Below are 21,076 nucleotides of genomic sequence, written 5' to 3' on the forward strand. Positions count from 1 at the left end.
GCAAGATAATTGCTTTAATTGCTATATTAATGAAAATTTTTGCAGCAAAGGGGATAGTAAAATGAAAATTGAAAAACTACAAAGACTAATTAACGGTGTAAAAAATAAGGAATCTGATTGTATTATCGAATTAAACAACATATTCAAGGATTATGCAAAAAGTATATATACTTCTTATATAGGAAAAACATATGGAAATCAATATGAATTTGATTATATAAGTGAGGTAAATACCAAACTAATTAATGGAACTTATACCTTTGATGGAAAAACAGATAAAGAATTTTATGCTTACATGAACGCTATTATAAGAAATTGCGCTTCAAAACTCCTAAAGAGCTATATTCAACCTTTCTACAGAGTAGCCTCTCTAAATGAATTCTCTGAAAACATAAGTGTTTCAACTTCAATCGAAGAATATGTTATTTCAAAAATATCTAATGAAGAATTAATCTATGACCACTTATTTACAGACCTAAGCAAAGAAGAAAAAAATACTGTCACCTGTAACCTAAAGGAAGAGGAAAGCATTTATGAATATGCAGAAAGAAAAGAGTATAAAACAGTAACGGTAAGATCCTATATGAGCAAAGCTGTCAGTAAAATGAGAAAGTATGCAAAAGCTCATCATCTGTCAGAAAAATACCTTATACACTATTAGAGAGGAGGGAATAAAAATAAATAAGCTAGACCTAATTGAAACCATAAAAGAAGCTCAAGCTGGTAATTCAAGAGCCTTAGAATATATTTTAAATAAGTGCAAGCCTCTAATAATGAAAAGTTCATTAGAAATTTATATAGATGGCTATGAAACTCAGGATTTAGCTCAAATAGCCAGTATAGCTTTAATTAAGGCCGTAAATAAATATGATTGCAGCAGATCGCCAGGATTTATCGCTTATGCTAAAAAAATAATAAAAAATGCTCTTAACGATGAATTAAGAAGATTTCTTAATAAAAGAAATGATAAAAAATTCAAATGCAGTTTAAATAAGTTAAATGAAGACGGCATAGAACTCCTTGAAATTCTAGCATCAGATGTGAATTTGGAAGCTGAAATAATCCTTAAAGAGGAAATAATTATACTTAGAAAAGCATTATTTACCCTAAACCCAAAAGAACTAGAAATTGTAGATTGGTTTTACTTTAAACAAAGATCTTTGAAGGAATATTCAGAGATAAAAGGTTTAAAGAAAGCAACGGCTATTAAAAGAAAAATAAGAGCAATAGAAAAGCTAAAAAAATATTTCTCAACCTCAAAAGTTGAAAGATGAAACTGGAGGGATTCAACTTGGATAATACATTAATAAAAGATGAAAATATAATGATATTTCACCCTAAGCTTGCAGAGCTTTTGGGACTTAATGAGAGTATAATTTTAAATCAAATTCATTATTGGATAAATAAAAAAACTAACATAATAGATGGTATGTCCTGGGTGTACAACAGCTACGAGAATTGGCATAAACAATTGAGTTTTATCTCTACAAATACAATAAAAAAGGCTATAAAAAACCTTGAAGACATGGAGATAATTCTATGTGCTAACTTTAATAAATGTAAAATGGACAAGACTAAATGGTACACAATAAACTATGATAAACTCAAAGCTTTTCTTGAAAAGCATAAAGATACGACCGATAAAGATGAACTATCGATAACCATAAATGATGCAATGGAAGATAAAAATATGCACTGCAGTGGATTAAATTTAGCTGAGGATGTGAATAATTCTGGCCAAGCAATACCAGAAACTACTACAGAAACTACACATAATGATGATGCTATAAAGGAAAATGCCTCTACAGCCTTAGAATCTCGCAAAGCACAATCATCCGATGTGGAAAAGGTTTTAAATATACTTCCTGAAAGCAGTTCTTTCAAGGATATAGTAGAGTTCTATATGAAAAATATAAGCTTTCCCGGAGGTTATGAACTTGAAAGACTTAAATATCTTTTGGAGGAATTCAAAGACCCTGAGCTTATAATATTTGCCATACAACAATCTCTCCAAAACAATGCAAGAAACCTAAGATATATAGAAAAAGTTTTATACAATTGGATGGATAATGGAGTTAAAAATAAAATTGATGCAGAAGCTTTTACTGAAAGCTTCAGAAAATACAAGGAGGAGAAAAATTATGGAAGACTTACAGGCGACCCTAGGAAGAATAGAGGAAGTCATCCAAAGACTGCGACAGAAAACAAATGGACAGGCTACAAACCTCCAGAGCCAAAAATCTCAACAGCTTCATATGGACAAGAACTTATTTAACTCTTGCACTATATGCGGAGGCAAAGGGTTTATTATAAAACATAATTCAAGTGGGCAGGATACCATTATCTTCTGCACTTGCAGAGAAATAGATAAAACAAAACTATTGTGGAAGGTTTCTGGAATAGAAAAAGAAAGAAACAGACTTACTTTTGGCAGCTATAAACCTTACAATGAAGCCTCTAAAAAAGCTAAAGGTGCAGCTATTGCCTACTTTAAAAATTTTAACAGCATAAAATCCAACAGAAGAAACAGCATAGCATTTTTGGGACAGGTTGGCAGTGGAAATTATCGAAAGTTTTATGTTATCGAAAGAAATGAGAGTTTATTATTGATATTTAAGCATCAGTACTTTGATTTCTTTCGATAATACTTCAGAATGTAATTACTATTCTATTCAAGGAGGTTATTATGGAAACTAAGTTAACAATTAACGAGCTTGCCACAAAAGTAGTTGAGGAACTTAAAAAAATGAACTATGCCAATAATACAGTCTGTCAGTTTCGAGCATCTTTTAACAGAATTTTATCTTTTGCAAAAGAACATAATGAAATTTATTTTTCTGAAGAACTTGGCAGACAATATCTTGCCGAAAAATACGACTGTGCAATTAATTACTATCTGCAGTCTTTTCCACAAAAATGTAAGCATGCACTTCGTAGTGTGAGAATGTTAGGAGACTATCAGATTCATGGTATAATCATCAGGCGGATTGTTAAAAAGAAGAATTACATTAAACCACCTCAGTTTGAGCAAGTACTAACTGCATATGAGAAAGAATGCCAAGATAATGAGTATTCTATTCGTGGAATGCGAACAAGGCTTCAGAGACTCTTTTTCTTCATAGACTATCTGCATTTAAAAAACATAAAAGATCTTAATGAAATAACGCCTAATATTATTACTGATTATGTTAAAACCATTTATCATCATCATGAAAAAAGCATTGCAGCAATTCTTACAACTCTTAGAATGTTTTTAAGGTTTTCGTATCATAAAAAATATACTGAAAAAGATTTATCTTTGATTGTTCCAAAACAAAATAAATATTATTATCCGGCTGTACCTTCTACTTGGAAGCCGGAGGCAGTAAAACATATGCTAGAATCCATTGATCGTGGAAATCCTTTGGGCAAACGGGATTATGCTATACTGATTCTTGTTGCTAAACTAGGCATTCGAGCTGGAGATATTAAGGCTATGAAACTTACGGACCTTGATTGGAAAAACATGGCTATAAATATTATTCAAGAAAAGACCAACGTTAAAGCTAAATATCCTATACTTAATGATATAGGATGGGCGCTGATTGATTACTTGAAGAACGGACGTCCTGCAAACTGTGAGTCTCCTTATTTATTTGTACGTCTAAATGCACCATACGAACCTTTCGGCAAAAATGCAAATATGAATAACATCATTACAAAATATACACGAAAAGCTGGCATATCCATCCCTCCGGGAAACAGGCATGGGCTTCATTCACTCCGACACGCATTAGCAAGCACTCTTCTTGCACAAGGTACGCCTCTTCCTGTTATAACAGAAATATTAGGACATATAGATTCAAAATCTACCGCGGTTTATCTTCGAACAGATATGGATGGATTAAAAGAATGTGCACTTAATCCGGAGGAGGTGTTTGATTATGAAAGATGAATTTAACTTTTATAGCGTGTTTGCTGATTCCATAGCAGGCTTTATCAGCGAGAAAAAGGCAGTTGGCTATAAGTTTGAAAAAGGTACTTCCATGCTCAAAAGGTTTGATAGTTATGTATGTTCTTTTCCAATTTTAACAAAAGAGTTAACCAAAGACATTGTTTTAAATTGGACGAAGCGTTCTCCATATGAGACAATTTCAACTCAAGCTGGTAGAATATCATTGCTACGTGGACTCGGAGAATATATGAATCGTATGGGTGAGCAAGCTTATATATATCCAAAAGGAATGATTACAATTAATCGTTACCCGTATACACCATATATCTTTTCAAAAAAAGAAATGATGTTAATATTCTCAGCTTGCGACCGATGTTCTGTTGCTAAAGAATCTCCTTATCGACACCTAATCCTCTCATTGCTTATTAGGATGCTTTATAGCTGCGGACTTCGAGTTTCGGAAGCATTAAATCTAAAAATTGAAGATATCAATCTTTCAGATGGTACTCTCTATATTAGATGTACAAAGTTTGGAAAAGAAAGAAAGCTTCCCATGTCAGACGCTCTTACAGAAAGATGTCGTAAATACTATGGCATTGTCCTTGTGAGACAATCTAACTGCACATATTTTTTTCCGTCTCCTTTTGGCGGAAACTATAAAAGTAGTACTATTTATAAGCTATTTCGTGATATTCTGTGGGATGCAGGTATATCTCATACTGGTAAAGGTCCAAGATTACACGATCTGAGACATACTTTTGCTGTTCATTGTCTTAAGAAATGGGTCCTTGATAAAAAGGACTTAACTAATTGTTTACCATATTTATCTATATATCTAGGTCACGAGGATATGCGTGGAAGCCAGCGTTATCTTAAACTTACAGCTGACTTATATCCTGATATCATTAAAAAAGTTGAAGATAACTGTTCTTGGTTAATACCGGAGGTGAAGGTAAATGAAACAAACTGATTTTGCCAAAATACTTACTCGTTATTTAGCAGAGTTTCTTCCGGGGCAGAGGAATGTTAGCTTAAACACAATTCGTTCTTACAGAGATACGTATAAACAGATGCTTGGTTTCTTTAGTAGTATATTGGGAATCAAGGCAGAACGCATTACATTCAAAGATACAACTGCTGATCATATTAAGGAATTTCTTGTGTGGCTAGAAAAAGAAAGGGGCATAAGTATTAACACAAGAAATCAAAGGTTAGCAGCAATTCATAGTTTTTTTCGCTATGCACAAGGTGAATATCCTGAAATTTTGCATGAAAGTCAACGAATACTTGGTATACCATTTAAGAAGCGCAATCATTCAACAGTTGAATATCTAACAAAAGAATGCTTGAAAATATTTTTAGAACAGCCAGACACATCTACAAAAAAGGGACGACGAGATCTTGCAGTAATATCTATTTTGTATGATACTGGTGCTCGTGTTCAAGAGTTGATAGATCTTAAAGTCTGCAACGTTAGACTTCAAAAGCCTGCTACAATTACCCTAACGGGCAAAGGTAATAAAACACGTTGTGTGCCATTGATGGATAAAGTCAGTCAGATTTTGCAGTATTATATGGAAGAGAATCATTTGTTGGATAACGGTAGGCAACAGACCTATCTTTTCTACAACAGCAGATACGAATGCTTTACCCGTCCGGGCATCACATATATATTGAATAAATATTTCAAACAGGCAAAGAACACATATACTGAAATCATTTTTCCCAAAACAATTCATCCACACCTTATTCGGCATACAAAAGCTATTCATTTACTAGAATCAGGTGTAAATCTGATATATATTCGAGACCTATTAGGGCACGTAAGTGTGACTACAACAGAAATTTACCTAAGAGCAGAAACCGAATTAAAAAGAGTTGCATTAGAGAATACTTATCCGGAAGTTGTTACGCAAAATATACCTTTATGGACAGAAAATACAGAATTACTTCAATGGCTTGATGATTTCTGCCGCTAATTTATTATCGAAAGATTTTTAATCAACACTTACTGAATTATCAAGTGCTCATTAAGAATCTTTCGATAAACAAAATCTTTCGATAATTTCCTTTATAGAAAGTTTTACATAACGGAAAAACTCACTTAAGTGTTGCTATAGGTTTGAATCTTTTAAGTAAAGGTATTCCTGTAGTATATATGTCCTATAGAGATGAAATTTTAAAGCTAAAACAGAACATACTGGATGAAGAGTTTTACGTTAACTGCTTGAGGAAATACAAGGTTTCTTCAGTTCTTATCATAGATGATTTATTTAAAGGCAAGATTAATGATGCAGATATTAATATAGTTTTTGAGATTATAAACTACAGATATATGAATAATCTCCCTATTATTGTATCTTCTGAATTTACTGCAGAAAGATTGCTGTTTTTTGATGAGGGGGTTGGAAGCAGGATTATTGAGATGTGTAAGGATTATATGGTGGAGATTTTGGGAAAAGAGAATAACTTTAGGATAGAGGGCTAAAATAGCTCTCTATCCTCGAATTTTTATGCTATTTTCTACATTGGCAGAAGAATGGCGAAAGATTTCTGACCTTACTTCAAACTGTAGTGAAAATGTTTCTTTTAGTGGATGTTTGATAACATATTTTTTATCCATACCTTAGCTAAAAGCTAGCAAAATAGTCCTTATCAAATTGATCTAAATAATATTTTTTATTTTGGTAGTTATTTATCACATCTTCTATATAATCACACACTTTTATATAATCTGCTTCATACAAGGTTCTACCTTCTTTTATAGTTTTGAATTGAAGTGTGATAGGTGCCTTTTTTAAATTTATAGTATCAATATTCTCTATTTTAAGTAATTCCGTAAGATCACCAGCAAATTTCATTTCTTCTAGATCATTTATATCTTTATCATAAAGTATAGCAAAATCAATATCGCTATCCTCTCTTTGATACTCAGTCCCATATGAACCTATTATCCATGCTCCTAAAACATTAGGCTGCTCACTAAAGTATTTTTTTAAGCTTTCTATTTTATTTTCTATATTTAGCACAGTATCACCTCCAGATCCTTTTTTATTTTCCTAAGCCTTCATTAAACATTAACTTAAAAGATAGTTAACAACCAGCTCTATCTTTTCGCCATCTTCAACTACTTAAACATTATAATTTTCAGTCGTTTCAGCAATTTCTACCGCATCTTGGTATTCTGATGTTATGATAGAATCATATTTTTGTTTTATTTTAGTCATAAATTCTGGCAATTTCTGCATTAAGATCATCATATGTTTTAATTTGTTTCCTGCTGATTTATCCATTGCCATATCATAGTCTACACTTTTTGTTAATTCATCTATATAAGGTATTGCTTCTGCTTGTCCTATTGAGAATGCATTCACAGATTTGAAGAGCAAATCCCTATCAATTCCCCATCTATCTGCTAAGTCATCAATATTGGCTTTTAATTTCTTCTGTTTCCAAATATCAAAAGCTTCATCAAAATTTAAATTATAGGACAAATTTCCAGGTACTAATTCAGTATCTACAAATTCCTTTAGCAGATGCGCTTTATTATCTTCTCCCATATCACTCAGTTCTTGAATTTGCTCATAGATTATACGGAGGGTTTCCACATCTACCCTTTGAATCCCACCTACATTACTTACTTTCGAACCAATCAACTCAAGTATATGAGCTGCATCAATTACTTGAGTTCCTGCAAGCTTTGTTTTTCCAACAAGAGGTTTAATAATACTTGGAATAGGCTCACCAGTTTCACCATTTCTTATTAAATTTTTATATGCTCCTCTATATTTTAACCAAGTATGCTCATCAATACCAAATGCACTATCATCCCATTTATATTCATAATATTGCTCCACTAAATTCAACTGTTCAGCTGCATCTTTAAAAGCAAAAATAAACTTGTCTTTCTCTTCCTTGTGATCTTTTATCTCTTGCCATTTTGAAGGATCTGGTAGTGACTCAACCATTTTCAAAGCATTTATTCTGAATTTTTCAACGGCTACAATGTATGTATCAACGATTGCTTTACTACTACTTCCACCACTACCGTATAATTTTAATGCAGTTTCTACTGTTTGTTTTGTCATCCTTGGATACTGAAAATTAACTATTGTTCCAAACTCTTTATTTTTACCAAACACACGGTTTGTCCTAGAATATGCTTGGATTAATCCTTGCAGTTCCAAAGATCGATCTACATACAATGTATTCAACCTTTTAGAATCATATCCTGTAAGCAATTGATCTGCCACAATCACAAGGTCTATATTCTTTTTATTACGTCCACTTCCACCACGAGTTGCACGTTCCACTAGGTCTTCAAAATATGCATCTTCTCCACGTTTTTTATCACCTGCAATAAATTCAATACCTGTAAACTCAGAGTAATCTTTAAACATTCCTTCAATAATTACAGGAGAAATATTATCTGGATCATTTTCATTACCAAAACTAAATGTCATGGCGATATTTAGTTTTTCTCCACGCTCATTTAATTGTTTCTTAAATTCATTGTAAAATTCAATCACCCGATTTTTATATGCAACTGTTAAAATAGCATTAAATTCTCTCCCCTGAGACTGAATTTTCCAGTTATTTAATATTTCCAGAACAACTCTTGGAATATGTGTTTCATCTTGATATGTTAAAATATTTTTTTTACTAGCTTGCATTTCCACTTCTGCTTCAGACCATTCTTGTACCTTACGCTCAATATCTCTACAGCTAAGTTCAGGGTGCTCTTCTTTGACTTTTTCTACTAACTGTTCTCTTAAATCATCATAACTTTTGAATTCACCAGTATTTATATAATCTACATGAAACCCTAAAACATTTCCATCTGAAATTGCCTCGTCAATGGTGTATTGATGAAGTTTTGGCCCAAATAGCTTTTCAGTAGTGTTAATTACTTCACTTTTCTCATTTATTTTCCCTTTAATATTATTTTCATCAAATAAAGGTGTTCCCGTAAAACCGTAGAAAAGACCATTTTTTCTAAAATAATTTTTAATTGATCCCATCATCTGTCCCATTGTTGTTCTATGGGCTTCATCTATAATAAATACAATTCTTTTATCTGCCAAAGTGTTGTCCTTAGCTTCTTCTAATTCCTTTACAAGTGAATTAAGTTTAAATGTTGTTGTGACTACAATGCCTGATTTCTGTAATTTAAGTTTATCTTTTAATTGATATGTATGTTTTGTTTCATCAACCGTTACTGGCTCATAAACTGCATAGGCCTTAAATTTACTCCTAGTAGTCTTATCCAATTCTCTTCTATCCACCAAAAATACTACCTTATCAAACCCTGCACGTGTAGATAAAAATAAGGCTGTCTTAAAACTAGTAATTGTTTTTCCAGAACCAGTTGTGTGCCAAACAAATCCTCCATGAGGTATACCATCATTATCCCATCCAAAAGCAGCACCTTCTACTGCTTGCAATGCGTAAACCTGATAAGGACGCATCAACATATGTTTTCTATTTTCCTCTTCTTCAGCCTCATCAATGACTAAATAATCTCCAACCATTTGATGTGCCATAGGTATCATCAGAAAATGTTCAATAACTTTCTGCCAATTATTTATGGTTTTATTATCTTTATCTGCCCAATGAAAAACAAACGCAGGGTTAAAATCCTTAATAGACTTTGGTGTTGCAAAATAACGAGTTTCAATCTCCGTAGTAATTACCATCATCTGTGAGAATGCCATGAAGTTATTACAGTATTCGCCATCACTATAATACCTTTTAAACTGTCCATAGGCTTCATCTAAGGACTTGTCAGTACGTTTTTGTTCTATATTAATTAGTGGTAATCCATTGATTAGTAATACTATATCAAATCGATTACCACTGGGAGTTACTACCTCCCTTGCAATACGGTAACTTGAGTCACCTCCTCTTACCTCAGCTTTTTTGAGTATTGTTAAAGTAATCTGTTTCCTGGTTATATTAGGATTATCATCACGGTAAATTCCATCAATTTTTCCTTTTGATTCTTCAATTGATAATATTTTAGCAGCTTCATAGCTATTGCTGATTTGCCCCACCTTAGCCATTACCTGTTTAAATTCATTATCCGTTAATTCTACACCTTCAAGTTGATCCGCATTTATGCGATTAAGCTCACCTCTCCAATGATTAATTAGGTCAGATACCGTTACTTTCTTCTTATTTCCGTTTAAGTGATCCAGAGCCTTCCATTTGTATTTTCCTAGTTCTTTCACAAAGTTCTCCTGAAAAGCCCTTTCAGAAGCATTTTTAGGTGCATTACTCATACCTTAAACTCCTCTCTAAATAAACATTTCATTTAAGTATGCTTTCTTTATATTTTGCAGTTTTTCAAGCTTACGCTGATGGATGGTGATAAGGTCACCAAGGTGTTCCAATACATTTACAATTTGGTGCTGTTCTTGTTCAGACGGATATTTTATATCCATTTCTGAAATCATTTCATATCGAACAGAATCCACTGAAGTTTTTGCAGTCATAGACATAACTCTTTTATAAAAATGCGTTGAAAAATAATAGTAAAAATATTTTCCAGATACGCCATTGTAAAAATCAAACATCCTATAAACACGCTGGTGCAGATCATATTTTCCTTTTACATAATGAAACACTTTTCCAGTTCCAACACCATCACCAACTGTTAATACAGCTTCCTCATCATATAAGTATCTATTACTCCTTTCAATGATAGGTGAGCGAACATAAAATGGATACTCACCATTCTCAATTTTATCTTGTGTATTACTCTTTCCAGTTGATATTGAACATATATCCTTAACCTTACGCTGTTCCCAATCGTCAGTAAACCCAGCAAATCTTAGTTTTGGCTTACATCCTCTTTCATCGGGAAACATCTCCATAAGATATGCTTTTTTTAATGCTTTCATCTTTTCTAACTTACACTGATGAAGGGTGATAAGGTTATCGATGTTGTCAAAAAAAACGCCTAGCTTCCTTTGCTCGTTGCTATCACTTGGAATAGATACAACATAATTAGATACATCTTTCTTAGTTAATTGAGGCTGAGCACTACCAAAACTAATTAAATCTATTTGCTTTTTACCTAAAGGTGATTTTAGAAATTGTGCAACAAAACAAGGCATAACAAAATCCTTAGAACGTAAAATTAGCATACCAGAATTAATGCGTGCAAATGGTACTTGTTGCTGAATAGCCTTGTTATACCAAGCAATATGACCAATTGAACCTCTTGATGTTAAAACAATGTCGTTCAAAAGCAACTTACCATTTCCCATACTATTGGATTTTTCTTCAGTTATATATTGAGTATCATCAAACATAAAACCATTCGTTGTCACATTAGAAGCACTAAGAAACAGGGTGTGCCCTATTTCTTGAAATTCATTCCCATTAGGGTAATTATTTCCACGATCACCATCGAGTACATCTGCTATTTCATTCAACTTACACTGTTCCCAAGCTTCAGCATTTTCGAACTCTTTAAATCTCCTTTTCGGTACGTTTTTCTTATTTTCACTCATTATTTCACCACCAATTCCTTCTTAAGTGCTTCAAATTCACTCATCAAACTATCTATTTCCATATCTATATCTGGCAGTGTACTTGCATAACGCTCTTGTAGCATAGTTAGTGTGTTTAATTCAGCTTTAAGTGGAATTTGTACTAGAGATACCATTTTGTCAGCAGTATATCCAAACCATTTTTTATACATTAGCTTATCTATTTCCTCATCTGTTAATACTAAAATACGTTCTTGAACTGCATTCCTAAGCTCATTTTCTTCAGATTTTATGTCTTTAGTAAGTGAAGATTTCTTATTTATTAATGTTTCAACCTTTTTTAGTAACTTATATTCTTCTGAATCTTTTTCAGCTTTCTTTAACTCTTCCTTTAATAATTTATTGTCGAAAGCATCACCCGGTTCATCATGCTCGTTCTTTTTCAAAGCATCATATAAAGCATTATTTTCTTCACTATCTTCAACTTTTGCAGCTTCTACTAAATCAGCTAATTCTGACTCTATCTCTTGGATGGCATTTCTTTTATTTTCAATTGCCTCTAATTCTACACTATAGAGTTCCTTTGCAATCAAAACACTCGGAATAATACTTCCAACCCATCCATCTTGTTCCTCTCGTTTATTACTTCCTGAACCTTTTGTTATCATATTAGGTTCACGGGTACGGCCTATCTGATAAAATCCACTACTGGCAATAAGCTCTGTATCATGTGATAATGCATCCTTCCAAATTTCTGCAATAATCTGATATCCATCATATACATCAATATACTTATAATCGGACAAGATTTTCTTGATACTATCAAGCATTTCTTCCATAAGATTTACAATATCAGTGGATTTATCAACATTTCGTAAAACATCCCAATATTGCTTTATATAATTCTTTGTTTTTGTCCTAATTTCATCCGACATAGTAATAATGCTAGCATCATTTAGAATCTCGCTTGTTAATTCACTTATGGGCTTTGTAAGAGTCACATATCCAGGACGAATTGTTTGCAAACAGCTATTCAAGACGTCTGGAACAAGTACTTGTAAAACTTTTAAATCATCGATATTTTTTTGTGGAATTCCACCTAGCAGGTGAGCATCTACATCTTGACTAATCTCTGTATCCATAGCTTCAACGTACCGTGGAATATTCATATTATATTCATTTCCCTTGATTTCTTCACGTGTAGCAAGGTGACTATATCCTGGTATCTCTGCTTTTTTCATGTACACATCCACTATTTTTGCAATGTCTTTTTCCTGAAGTACATTTTGTTTTCCTACTTTAATAAAACCATTTGATGCATCAATAATAAGTACTGGAGCATCAATTTTACGATTCTTTTTTAATATTATAATTACAACTGGAATTCCTGTATTTGTAAACAGATTATTTGGTAACCCGATAATTGCATCAATACGACTCTTATCTAATAATTTTTTTCGAATATCTCCCTCTGAAGATCCACGAAATAATACCCCATGTGGTAATACAATTGCCATAGTTCCATTTGTTCCTAGGTGATATAATCCATGCAGTAAAAATGCAAAATCTCCTTTTGAATCTGGTGGTAAAGCTCCTACTAAATCAAAACGTGGATCACTTACCTTTAATCCTGCTTTATTCCAATTCTTTGCTGAATAAGGTGGATTCATAGTAACTGCATCAAATTGCACTCCTTCATTAGGATTTGCTGGATCTTCTGGCCAATCTTTAGAAAGAGTATCACCATTTTTTATGGTCATTTTTTCCGGACGCACTCCATGAAGAAGAAGATTCATACGAGTTAAATTATATGTAGCTGTATTTTTTTCTTGACCATAGTAAGCCAAATCTTTTTGAACATCCTTATTCAAATGCTTTTTAACAGTCAAAAGCAATGATCCCGACCCAACTGTTGGATCATATATTGATTTAATATCTGACGATTTTGCAACTATCTGAGCCATAACCTCACTTACTTGGTGTGGGGTATAGAATTCTCCAGCCTTCTTCCCAGATTCCATTGCAAACTGACCAATCAAATACTCATAGGCATCTCCAAGCACATCCCCTTTTTGAAGTGCTACCATGTTAAGGTCAGCAAATAAGAGTATAAGTGCTTTAATATTTTTACTTCTTTCATTTAAATTGCTGCCTAAAGCTGTGTCTGTCAAATCAAGAGTAGAACTAGAAAATAGTCCCTTAAAATCACTAGCATCTCCTGATACAGCTATTGTTCTTTCAAAATTGTTGAGGCTATCTGTAACCTTTTGAACTTCAAAATCTCCCGAATTAATATCTTTGAGCCATGTTTGATAAAGATATTCTGGAGATACATAATACCTAAGCACACCTTGGATCATTTTTTCAACGCCATCTCCATATTCAGTCTTAGCTTTAGCATACTCATCCACCAATTCATTCTCCGATAGTTGACCTAAGCCTGAAGTTACTTTAAAAGTCTCCAAAGTTTTATCGCTTAAAAACTTGTAGAACATAAGCCCAAGCATATAATCCTTATAACGGCTTGCATCCATGGAACCTCTTAATTCATTTGCTCCATTCCATAATCTTCTTTTAATCTCTTCTGATGTAATCATTATTTTATCTCCGTTTCTTATTATTTCAATTATAAAATACCATAAGCTGCTAAACTAAATATTATAAAATCATTATATTTCTCCATACGACCATCAGCTCCAACTTTAGTAAAATAAACTGTTAACAATTTATTCATACCCATATGAGTTTAATCAATCCCTCTGATGTTTTAAATTTTTTCCATTTTCATTGTAACATAATTCTTTAATTTTTTTAAGATTCTCTTGCCGTATATTCATTATTTTGTATATATTTGCAAATTGATGCACTAACAACAGCAAAAGCCCTTGAAATCAAGGACTTTCTCTATGTATCAATACAGTAAGTAACTACTCTGCGTTGTGTAATATTTCATTTTAATGCCAATTCTGCTTTTGTTACAAAACTCGCGATTTTATCCCATAAATAAACAACATATTAAATAATATTATATTTGGTATACAATCCATCTTTGTTTCCCTATATAAAGTTTTTGATAAGTATCTGTTCAAGGTAATCATTACTCCTCTATTGAGTCCTTTAAAGAAGAAATAAAGTATCTCTTTTCAACAGTTTTTTACCTTTAATTTCACATTCATGTATAGCCTTTTTCAGAAAAAATATAGATAGACTACAACAGCCTATCTAATACGTGCTAGAATTCTTCAATTTTACAACTATGTTCTTTTTCCTTTGAGTTATAACATATTGCTACTAGTAATATCTTCTTATCTTCATTCTCTTTTTTTAATTTTTCCATATATTCTTTTTCTCTAATTTGCTCTATTGCTACCTCTGGTAATTCATCCTTCTTAAGTTCAACTATAAACGCAATATCATTCTTTCGTCTAGGATAAAAAACAAAATCAGCATATCCTTTGCCAGTTTTCTCTTCCCTTTCTATTCTATACTTATCTCTAGCAGAAAGATATGCTAAGGTTAGGACACAGGAAAGACTATTTTCATCATTATACTGAAGTATTGGTATTTCTGAGTTATGAATATCATGTAGTATCTCTTCCACAGTTTTCGTATCTCCGTTAACTGTTGCTTTCAACATTCTTTTTGAGTTTTCTAATATCTTTGAAACATAACCAAAGGATTTATCCTTTAATGCCTTTTCAAACTCCTTCATAAGTTCTTTATTAGGAATTCTTAAATATCCATCATGATATGATAAAAATCCAAGTACTATCATAGCAGAATATATTTCTTCCTTAGTTCTTGGTGCTCCTTGCCCAGCTCTAAATTCCTCGTCTATTATAATATCAATTTCCTCACCTGATACCATTTCTATAACATCATCCCTAATTTCTAAAGTATTGTACTTAAGATATTCTGTTACTTCATCCATAGCACCAGTATTAGTCCAATAACTTTCACAATGGTTGTTTTGAAGGGACTTAACTACTGAGCGTGGATTATATATTTTAATACCTTTTGCGGTTAAATATCCATTATACCAACTTTCAAGTTCTTTAAATTTCATTTCATTATTTTTGTCACATAACCTCTTAACTTCATCTTCTGTAAATCCAAAGTATTGTCCAAACATTCTATCCTTTAAAAAAGTAAACTCATCAAACATATTTAGTGCTGAACCACTTGAATACTTCTTTATTGGAAGAACTCCTGTCATATAGGCTAAAGCTACATAAGGCTGATCCTTTAAAAGATTTCTTAAAAACTCTAAAAAATCATTCTGATTTTCTTCAAAAAGATTATTTGTAAAAATATAATCCCACTCATCTAAAACAAAAATAAATTTTTCTTGAGATTTTTCAAAAACCCTCTTAAGGCTATCGCTATTATATATATGTTTTATATCAAAAGAATCTACTAACTCTTTTTTTAATTCATTTATTATATTATTTATATACTCTTCATAAGTTTTCATATTATCAGGAATTTCATTGAATGATATATTTATCACATTATACTTATTTAAATGTTCACGATAAGTTCCTGATTTACTTATATTAAGATTATCAAATATATCTTTTGAATCTGATGCCTTAGAATAATAAGCACTTAACATATTAGCAACACTTGATTTTCCAAATCTTCTTGGTCTTGTTATGCATATATAATTACTAGCTGTATTAATAAGCTTATTAGTTTTTTCTATTATCATTGATTTATCAACAAAATAGTCCATATTTAATAACCTTTTATAATTTTCTAAAGATTTATTAGCATTTAAATATATAGCCATGAAATCCCCCCTATCCCTTTATAGTTGTTCTAATCTATTATTTAACTTATGCTCATTTTAATTTTTAACTTATTTACAATAATTATAACATTAAAGTAGACTATTTTTAATAAAATTTATCTGCTCTTTGCAAATATAATATTAAGTTATCCATATTATTTTACTCTATTTATTTTGGTTGTCCATGTATACGGTTCACCCTATCATTATTAAGTGAGTTTTCTCACAAAATAAAATTAAACAGTCTCACCTCTGCATTCTATTTGAGTGAGACTGTTTAATCTTAAAGCTAAATTTTCCTACTTAGTATAATTATGGAATCCCCTTGAAGACTTTCTTCCGAGCCATCCAGCTCTTACATATTTTCTTAACAGTGAATGTGCTCTGTATTTTGAATCTCCAGTTTCCTTATACAATACATCCATTATTGCAAGACAAACATCCAATCCTATAAGATCACCTAGTGCAAGTGGACCCATAGGATGATTTGCACCAAGCATCATAGCTTTGTCTATATCTTCTGCACTAGCTATACCTTCAGCTAATATTCCACAACCTTCATTTATCATAGGAATTAATATTCTGTTAACAACGAAGCCTGGAGCTTCTGCTACTTCCACAGGATCTTTTCCTATAGAAACTGACAGCTCTTTAACTGCATCAAAAGTTTCCTGTGATGTAGCCATTCCTCTAATTATTTCAATAAGTTTCATAACTGGTGCTGGATTAAAGAAGTGCATTCCTATAACTTTATCAGCTCTTTTAGTTGCAGCTGCCACTTCAGTTATTGAAAGGGAAGATGTATTTGAAGCTAATATAGTTTCTGGTTTACATATTTCATCTAGCTCTCCAAATATTTTTTTCTTTATATCCATATTTTCAACAGCTGCTTCTACCACTAAGTCACAATCAGCTGCTAACTTCAAATCAGTTGTTCCTGTTATTCTATTAGCTATAGCCTCTGCATCCTCTTGTGCCATTTTTCCTTTAGTTACTAGTTTCGAAAGACCTTTCTTTATTCCAGAAACACCTCTCTCAACAAATTCATCCTTTATATCTCTTAATATAACTTCATATCCTTTAGCTGCAAATACCTGAGCAATTCCTGCTCCCATAGTTCCTGCGCCTAATACACATATTTTTTTCATTATAAATTCCCCCTCGAAATATTTTTTAGATGACAGAGGACAATTGACATAGGACAATAAAGGAGGATTTTTCGCAGCTAACACTACGAAAAATCTTTAATTTTACCTCCAGTAATAAGTTTTAATTAAGCTATGCTTAATTAAAACGATGATGTTTCACTTTAGCGAAACGAATCCACAAAAACTAAATTAGCTTTCTGACGTAAGGAGGAAAACTCTCCTTCACTGTCCTCTGTCCTCTGTCCTATGTCTTCTGTCAATTATATATGGCATGCCCGCTTAATAAACTAAGCCTCAGATACACTGTTTTTATAAAATCAACATTCTGCCCAAGAGCACGCCTTTATAAATAAACCAGCTATACTATTGACTTATGCATTTAGCTAAACTGCTGGATTTACTTAGTTTCAACATCTAAACAAATCAAGTATAGAAGTTATTTATCTATATAGATATCTACATCAGACACTTAACTTATACGCAGGGAGATATTTAGATTCTGGAAGACACATTAAATACTTTTGCTATAAGTCTTAGCGAAGTATTTTAAGAAGTCTTAGAATCATTTATGTGTCTGAGGTACGAGTTTATAAATGGTTCTTAGACTTTCAAAATACTGAGCTTTAGACTTATCAAAAGTATTTATGGTGCCGGAAGAATGTAAATATCTTCCGGAGTATAAGTTAAATGTCGGCCGTGGACGTCCATAAAAACAAATCTACTATATACTTGCTTTTTCCTTTTGAGCTTTTATTTGTGCTGTAAGCTCAGGTAATACTTTATTTAAATCTCCAACTATTGCGAGATCTGCAACCTTCATTATTGGACAATCTGGATTTTTATTAATAGCTATTATGAATTCACTATCCTGCATTCCAGCTAGATGCTGAATTGCACCAGAAATTCCGCAGGCAACATATATTTTAGGTCTAACAGTTTTACCTGTCTGTCCAACTTGAACAGCTTTATCAGCCCAATCTATATCAACAGCTGCTCTTGAAGCTGCTACTGTACCTCCCAAAACTTCAGCAAGTTCTGCAAGTTTTGAGAAATTTTCTGCACTTCCAACTCCTCTTCCACCAGCTACAAGTACAGAAGCCTCTCCTATATCTGCTATGTTCTTTGAAAGCTTAACTACTTCCTCTGTCTTTGTCCTTATGTCTTCTTCTGTTAAGCTAAATTCTACTTTTTCAATTTTTTCTAAGTTTATTTTTGAGCTATCTTTTTCAAGTCTTGAGAAAACTCCTGGTCTAACTGTTGACATTTGAGGTCTGTGATTTCCACAAACTATTGTAGCCATAAGGTTTCCACCAAAGGCTGGTCTAGTCATCATAAGATTATTAGTCTCAGTATCTATATCAAGTCCAGTACAGTCAGCTGTTAATCCTGTATGCAGTCTTGCAGAAACTCTTGGACCTAAATCTCTGCCTATAAATGTAGCACCTATAAATATTATTTCTGGTTTTCTCTCTTTTGCTAAGTCACAGATAACCTTTGCATATGCATCTGTTGAATAATGTAGTAAAAACTTACTATCACATGCAAGTACCTTATCTGCTCCGTAAGATAACAAACTCTCTGATATGTCTTTAGTATTATATCCAAGTACAACTGCAGTAAGTTCAGTACCTAATTTATCTGCAATTTCTCTTCCTTTTCCAAGTAATTCAAGGGATACTTTCTGAAGTTTTCCGTCTCTTTGCTCTGCAAAGACCCATACACCTTTATATTCTGATATATTCATTTAAGATTCCTCCAAACTAAATATAGTGATTCTCAATTAACTTTGAAACTGTATATTCCACTGCTTCTCTAACTGGTTTATTGATTAATTCTCCTTGTCCTTTAGCTTCCTTAGTAGCTGATTTCATAACTCTTGTTGGTGAACCATTAAGTCCGAGAAGAGCTTTGTCAACCTCTATATCTTCAGCAGTCCAAACCTTTATCTCTTTATCAAAAGCACCAAATATTTTAGACATATGCATATATCTTGGGATGTTTAGTTCCTTTATTGCTGTTAAAAGCACAGGAGTTTTAACAGTTATTATTTCATATCCATCTTCCCAAGCTCTTCTAACCTTTATACAGCCTTCTCCTACTTCTTCAACTTTTTCAACGTAGGTTACTTGAGGAAGCTCTAAATGCTCAGCAATTTCTGGCCCAACCTGTGCTGTATCACCATCAATAGCTTGTCTTCCTGCAAATACAATATCATAATTAAGTTTCCTTAAAGCCCCTGATAGTGCATAGGAAGTAGCTAAAGTATCAGCACCTGCAAAAGCTCTGTCTGTAATAAGTATAGCTTCATCTGCGCCCATTGCTATTGCCTCAATTAAAGTATTCTTGGCTTGAGGAGGTCCCATTGTGATAACTGTTACATGAGCGCCATTTTTATCTTTAATTGAAAGAGCCTCCTCTAAAGCATTTTTATCATCTGGATTCATTATTGATGGAACACCATCTCTTATTAGTGTTCCTGTTTTTGGGTCAATTCTAACTTCATTTGTATCTGGAACTTGTTTTATACAAACAACTATATTCATTGTCTAATATCCTCCCTCATTATTTAAATATATTTCCGGAAATAACCATCTTTTGAACCTGTGATGTTCCTTCATATATTTCAGTTATCTTAGCATCTCTCATCATTCTTTCAACAGGGTAATCCTTTGTATATCCATATCCACCGAATAATTGAACAGCTTTTGTTGCTACATCCATAGCAACATCTGCTGCAAATAACTTAGCTCTAGCCGCATCCACAGTATATGGAATTCCATTATCTTTTTTCCAGGCTGCTTTATAAACCAGATGTCTTACTGCTTCAATTTTTGTATCCATTTCGGCTACGGCCCAAGATAACCCCTGGAACTTATCTAGTGATCTTCCAAATTGTTTTCTTTCCTTCATATAAGTTACAGCTTCGTTAAAAGCACCTTCTGCTATCCCAAGCGCCTGAGCCGCTATTCCAATTCTTCCTCCATCAAGAGTTCCCATAGCAATACCAAAACCTTTACCTTCTTTGCCTAATAAATTTTCTTTTGGTACTACACAATCTTCAAATATGAGCTCAGTAGTTGAAGAAGCTCTAATTCCCATCTTGTTTTCTACTTTTCCTATTGAGAAACCTTTAAAGCCTTTCTCAACTATAAATCCACTAATTCCTTTTGTTCCTTTGCTTTTATCTGTCATTGCAAATACTATAAATATATCTGCTTTTCCACCATTTGTTATAAATATCTTTTGTCCATTTATTATATAGTTATCTCCATCAAGTACAGCTGTAGTCTGCTGTCCTGATGCATCTGTTCCTGCATTTGGTTCTGTTAATCCAAAGGCTCCTAATTTTTCACCTTTTGCAAGAGGTATTAAGTATTTTTGCTTATGTTCTTCTGTACCATACTTTTCAATTACTGATGCACACAAGGATGTATGGGCTGAAAGAATAACTCCTGTAGTTCCACAAACCTTTGACAGCTCTTCAACTGCTAATATATATGAAAGAGTGTCTCCACCTGCTCCACCATATTCCTTAGCAAATGGAATACCCATCATTCCATACCTTGCCATTTTCTCTACTGTCTCCATAGGAAACCTTTCAGTTTCATCAATTTCTGCAGCTAATGGTTTTACTTCTTTTTCAGCGAATTCTCTGACCATCTGCTTTACTAATTCTTGTTCCTTTGTTAGTGCAAAATCCATCTAA

At 32.8% G+C, this 21,076-nt stretch carries 16 protein-coding genes and 1 pseudogene; 8 read left to right on the forward strand and 9 right to left on the reverse strand.

What is annotated here, in order from left to right; genetic code table 11:
* The first annotated feature begins 61 nt into the window (after positions 1–61).
* The 8 genes and pseudogenes from I6U48_RS22665 to I6U48_RS22700 all read left to right on the forward strand — a co-directional run.
* The gene (locus I6U48_RS22665; protein ID WP_218322761.1) at positions 62–661 is read left to right on the forward strand and encodes a sigma-70 family RNA polymerase sigma factor; all 600 of its coding nucleotides are present in this window, start codon (positions 62–64) and stop codon (positions 659–661) included.
* On the forward strand, positions 615–1,274 hold the full coding sequence (locus tag I6U48_RS22670; RefSeq protein ID WP_218322762.1) for a sigma-70 family RNA polymerase sigma factor: 660 nt from the start codon (positions 615–617) through the stop codon (positions 1,272–1,274). Before I6U48_RS22665 ends, I6U48_RS22670 begins: the two co-directional genes overlap by 47 nt.
* Before the next feature lie 17 nt (positions 1,275–1,291).
* Positions 1,292–2,275 (forward strand): DnaD domain-containing protein, encoded by a 984-nt coding sequence (locus I6U48_RS22675; protein WP_218322763.1) that lies wholly within the window; start codon positions 1,292–1,294, stop codon positions 2,273–2,275.
* Positions 2,256–2,645 (forward strand): hypothetical protein, encoded by a 390-nt coding sequence (locus I6U48_RS22680; protein ID WP_218322764.1) that lies wholly within the window; start codon positions 2,256–2,258, stop codon positions 2,643–2,645. Before I6U48_RS22675 ends, I6U48_RS22680 begins: the two co-directional genes overlap by 20 nt.
* A gap of 41 nt (positions 2,646–2,686) precedes the next feature.
* Entirely contained in the window at positions 2,687–3,934 is a 1,248-nt protein-coding gene (locus tag I6U48_RS22685) for a site-specific integrase (protein WP_218322765.1), read from the forward strand.
* Entirely contained in the window at positions 3,924–4,904 is a 981-nt protein-coding gene (locus I6U48_RS22690) for a tyrosine-type recombinase/integrase (protein ID WP_218322766.1), read from the forward strand. Before I6U48_RS22685 ends, I6U48_RS22690 begins: the two co-directional genes overlap by 11 nt.
* On the forward strand, positions 4,891–5,913 hold the full coding sequence (locus I6U48_RS22695) for a tyrosine-type recombinase/integrase (RefSeq protein ID WP_218322767.1): 1,023 nt from the start codon (positions 4,891–4,893) through the stop codon (positions 5,911–5,913). The genes I6U48_RS22690 and I6U48_RS22695 overlap by 14 nt, the downstream gene beginning before the upstream one ends.
* A 110-nt stretch (positions 5,914–6,023) precedes the next feature.
* Positions 6,024–6,422: pseudogene (locus I6U48_RS22700) on the forward strand (ATP-binding protein); the annotation flags it as partial.
* Between the two features lie 142 nt (positions 6,423–6,564).
* Here I6U48_RS22700 and mntA read toward each other — a convergent pair.
* The 9 genes from mntA to I6U48_RS22745 all read right to left on the reverse strand — a co-directional run bounded on the left by mntA (position 6,565) and on the right by I6U48_RS22745 (position 21,072).
* A complete protein-coding gene (gene mntA, locus I6U48_RS22705; protein ID WP_218322768.1) occupies positions 6,565–6,963 on the reverse strand; it encodes a type VII toxin-antitoxin system MntA family adenylyltransferase antitoxin in 399 nt (132 codons plus the stop codon).
* Between the two features lie 102 nt (positions 6,964–7,065).
* A complete protein-coding gene (locus tag I6U48_RS22710; RefSeq protein ID WP_218322769.1) occupies positions 7,066–10,215 on the reverse strand; it encodes a type I restriction endonuclease subunit R in 3,150 nt (1,049 codons plus the stop codon).
* Between the two features lie 15 nt (positions 10,216–10,230).
* On the reverse strand, positions 10,231–11,451 hold the full coding sequence (locus tag I6U48_RS22715) for a restriction endonuclease subunit S (RefSeq protein ID WP_218322770.1): 1,221 nt from the start codon (positions 11,449–11,451) through the stop codon (positions 10,231–10,233).
* Positions 11,451–14,027 carry a type I restriction-modification system subunit M gene (locus I6U48_RS22720; RefSeq protein WP_218322771.1) on the reverse strand — a complete coding sequence of 859 codons (2,577 nt, stop codon included), beginning with the start codon at positions 14,025–14,027 and terminating at the stop codon, positions 11,451–11,453. Before I6U48_RS22720 ends, I6U48_RS22715 begins: the two co-directional genes overlap by 1 nt.
* A gap of 635 nt (positions 14,028–14,662) precedes the next feature.
* Positions 14,663–16,222, reverse strand: a complete 1,560-nt coding sequence (locus tag I6U48_RS22725; protein ID WP_218322772.1) for an AAA family ATPase — start codon at positions 16,220–16,222, stop codon at positions 14,663–14,665.
* Between the two features lie 299 nt (positions 16,223–16,521).
* Positions 16,522–17,370, reverse strand: a complete 849-nt coding sequence (locus I6U48_RS22730) for a 3-hydroxybutyryl-CoA dehydrogenase (RefSeq protein ID WP_218322773.1) — start codon at positions 17,368–17,370, stop codon at positions 16,522–16,524.
* 721 nt (positions 17,371–18,091) lie between these two features.
* A complete protein-coding gene (locus I6U48_RS22735) occupies positions 18,092–19,114 on the reverse strand; it encodes an electron transfer flavoprotein subunit alpha/FixB family protein (RefSeq protein WP_218322774.1) in 1,023 nt (340 codons plus the stop codon).
* A 16-nt stretch (positions 19,115–19,130) separates the two neighbouring features.
* Positions 19,131–19,913, reverse strand: coding sequence for an electron transfer flavoprotein subunit beta/FixA family protein (locus I6U48_RS22740; RefSeq protein WP_218322775.1), 783 nt, complete (start codon positions 19,911–19,913; stop codon positions 19,131–19,133).
* Between the two features lie 19 nt (positions 19,914–19,932).
* Positions 19,933–21,072 (reverse strand): acyl-CoA dehydrogenase, encoded by a 1,140-nt coding sequence (locus I6U48_RS22745; protein ID WP_218322776.1) that lies wholly within the window; start codon positions 21,070–21,072, stop codon positions 19,933–19,935.
* Between the last annotated feature and the right edge of the window lie 4 nt (positions 21,073–21,076).

It is taken from the genome of Clostridium thailandense (assembly GCF_019207025.1).
GTDB lineage: Bacteria > Bacillota > Clostridia > Clostridiales > Clostridiaceae > Clostridium_AM > Clostridium_AM thailandense.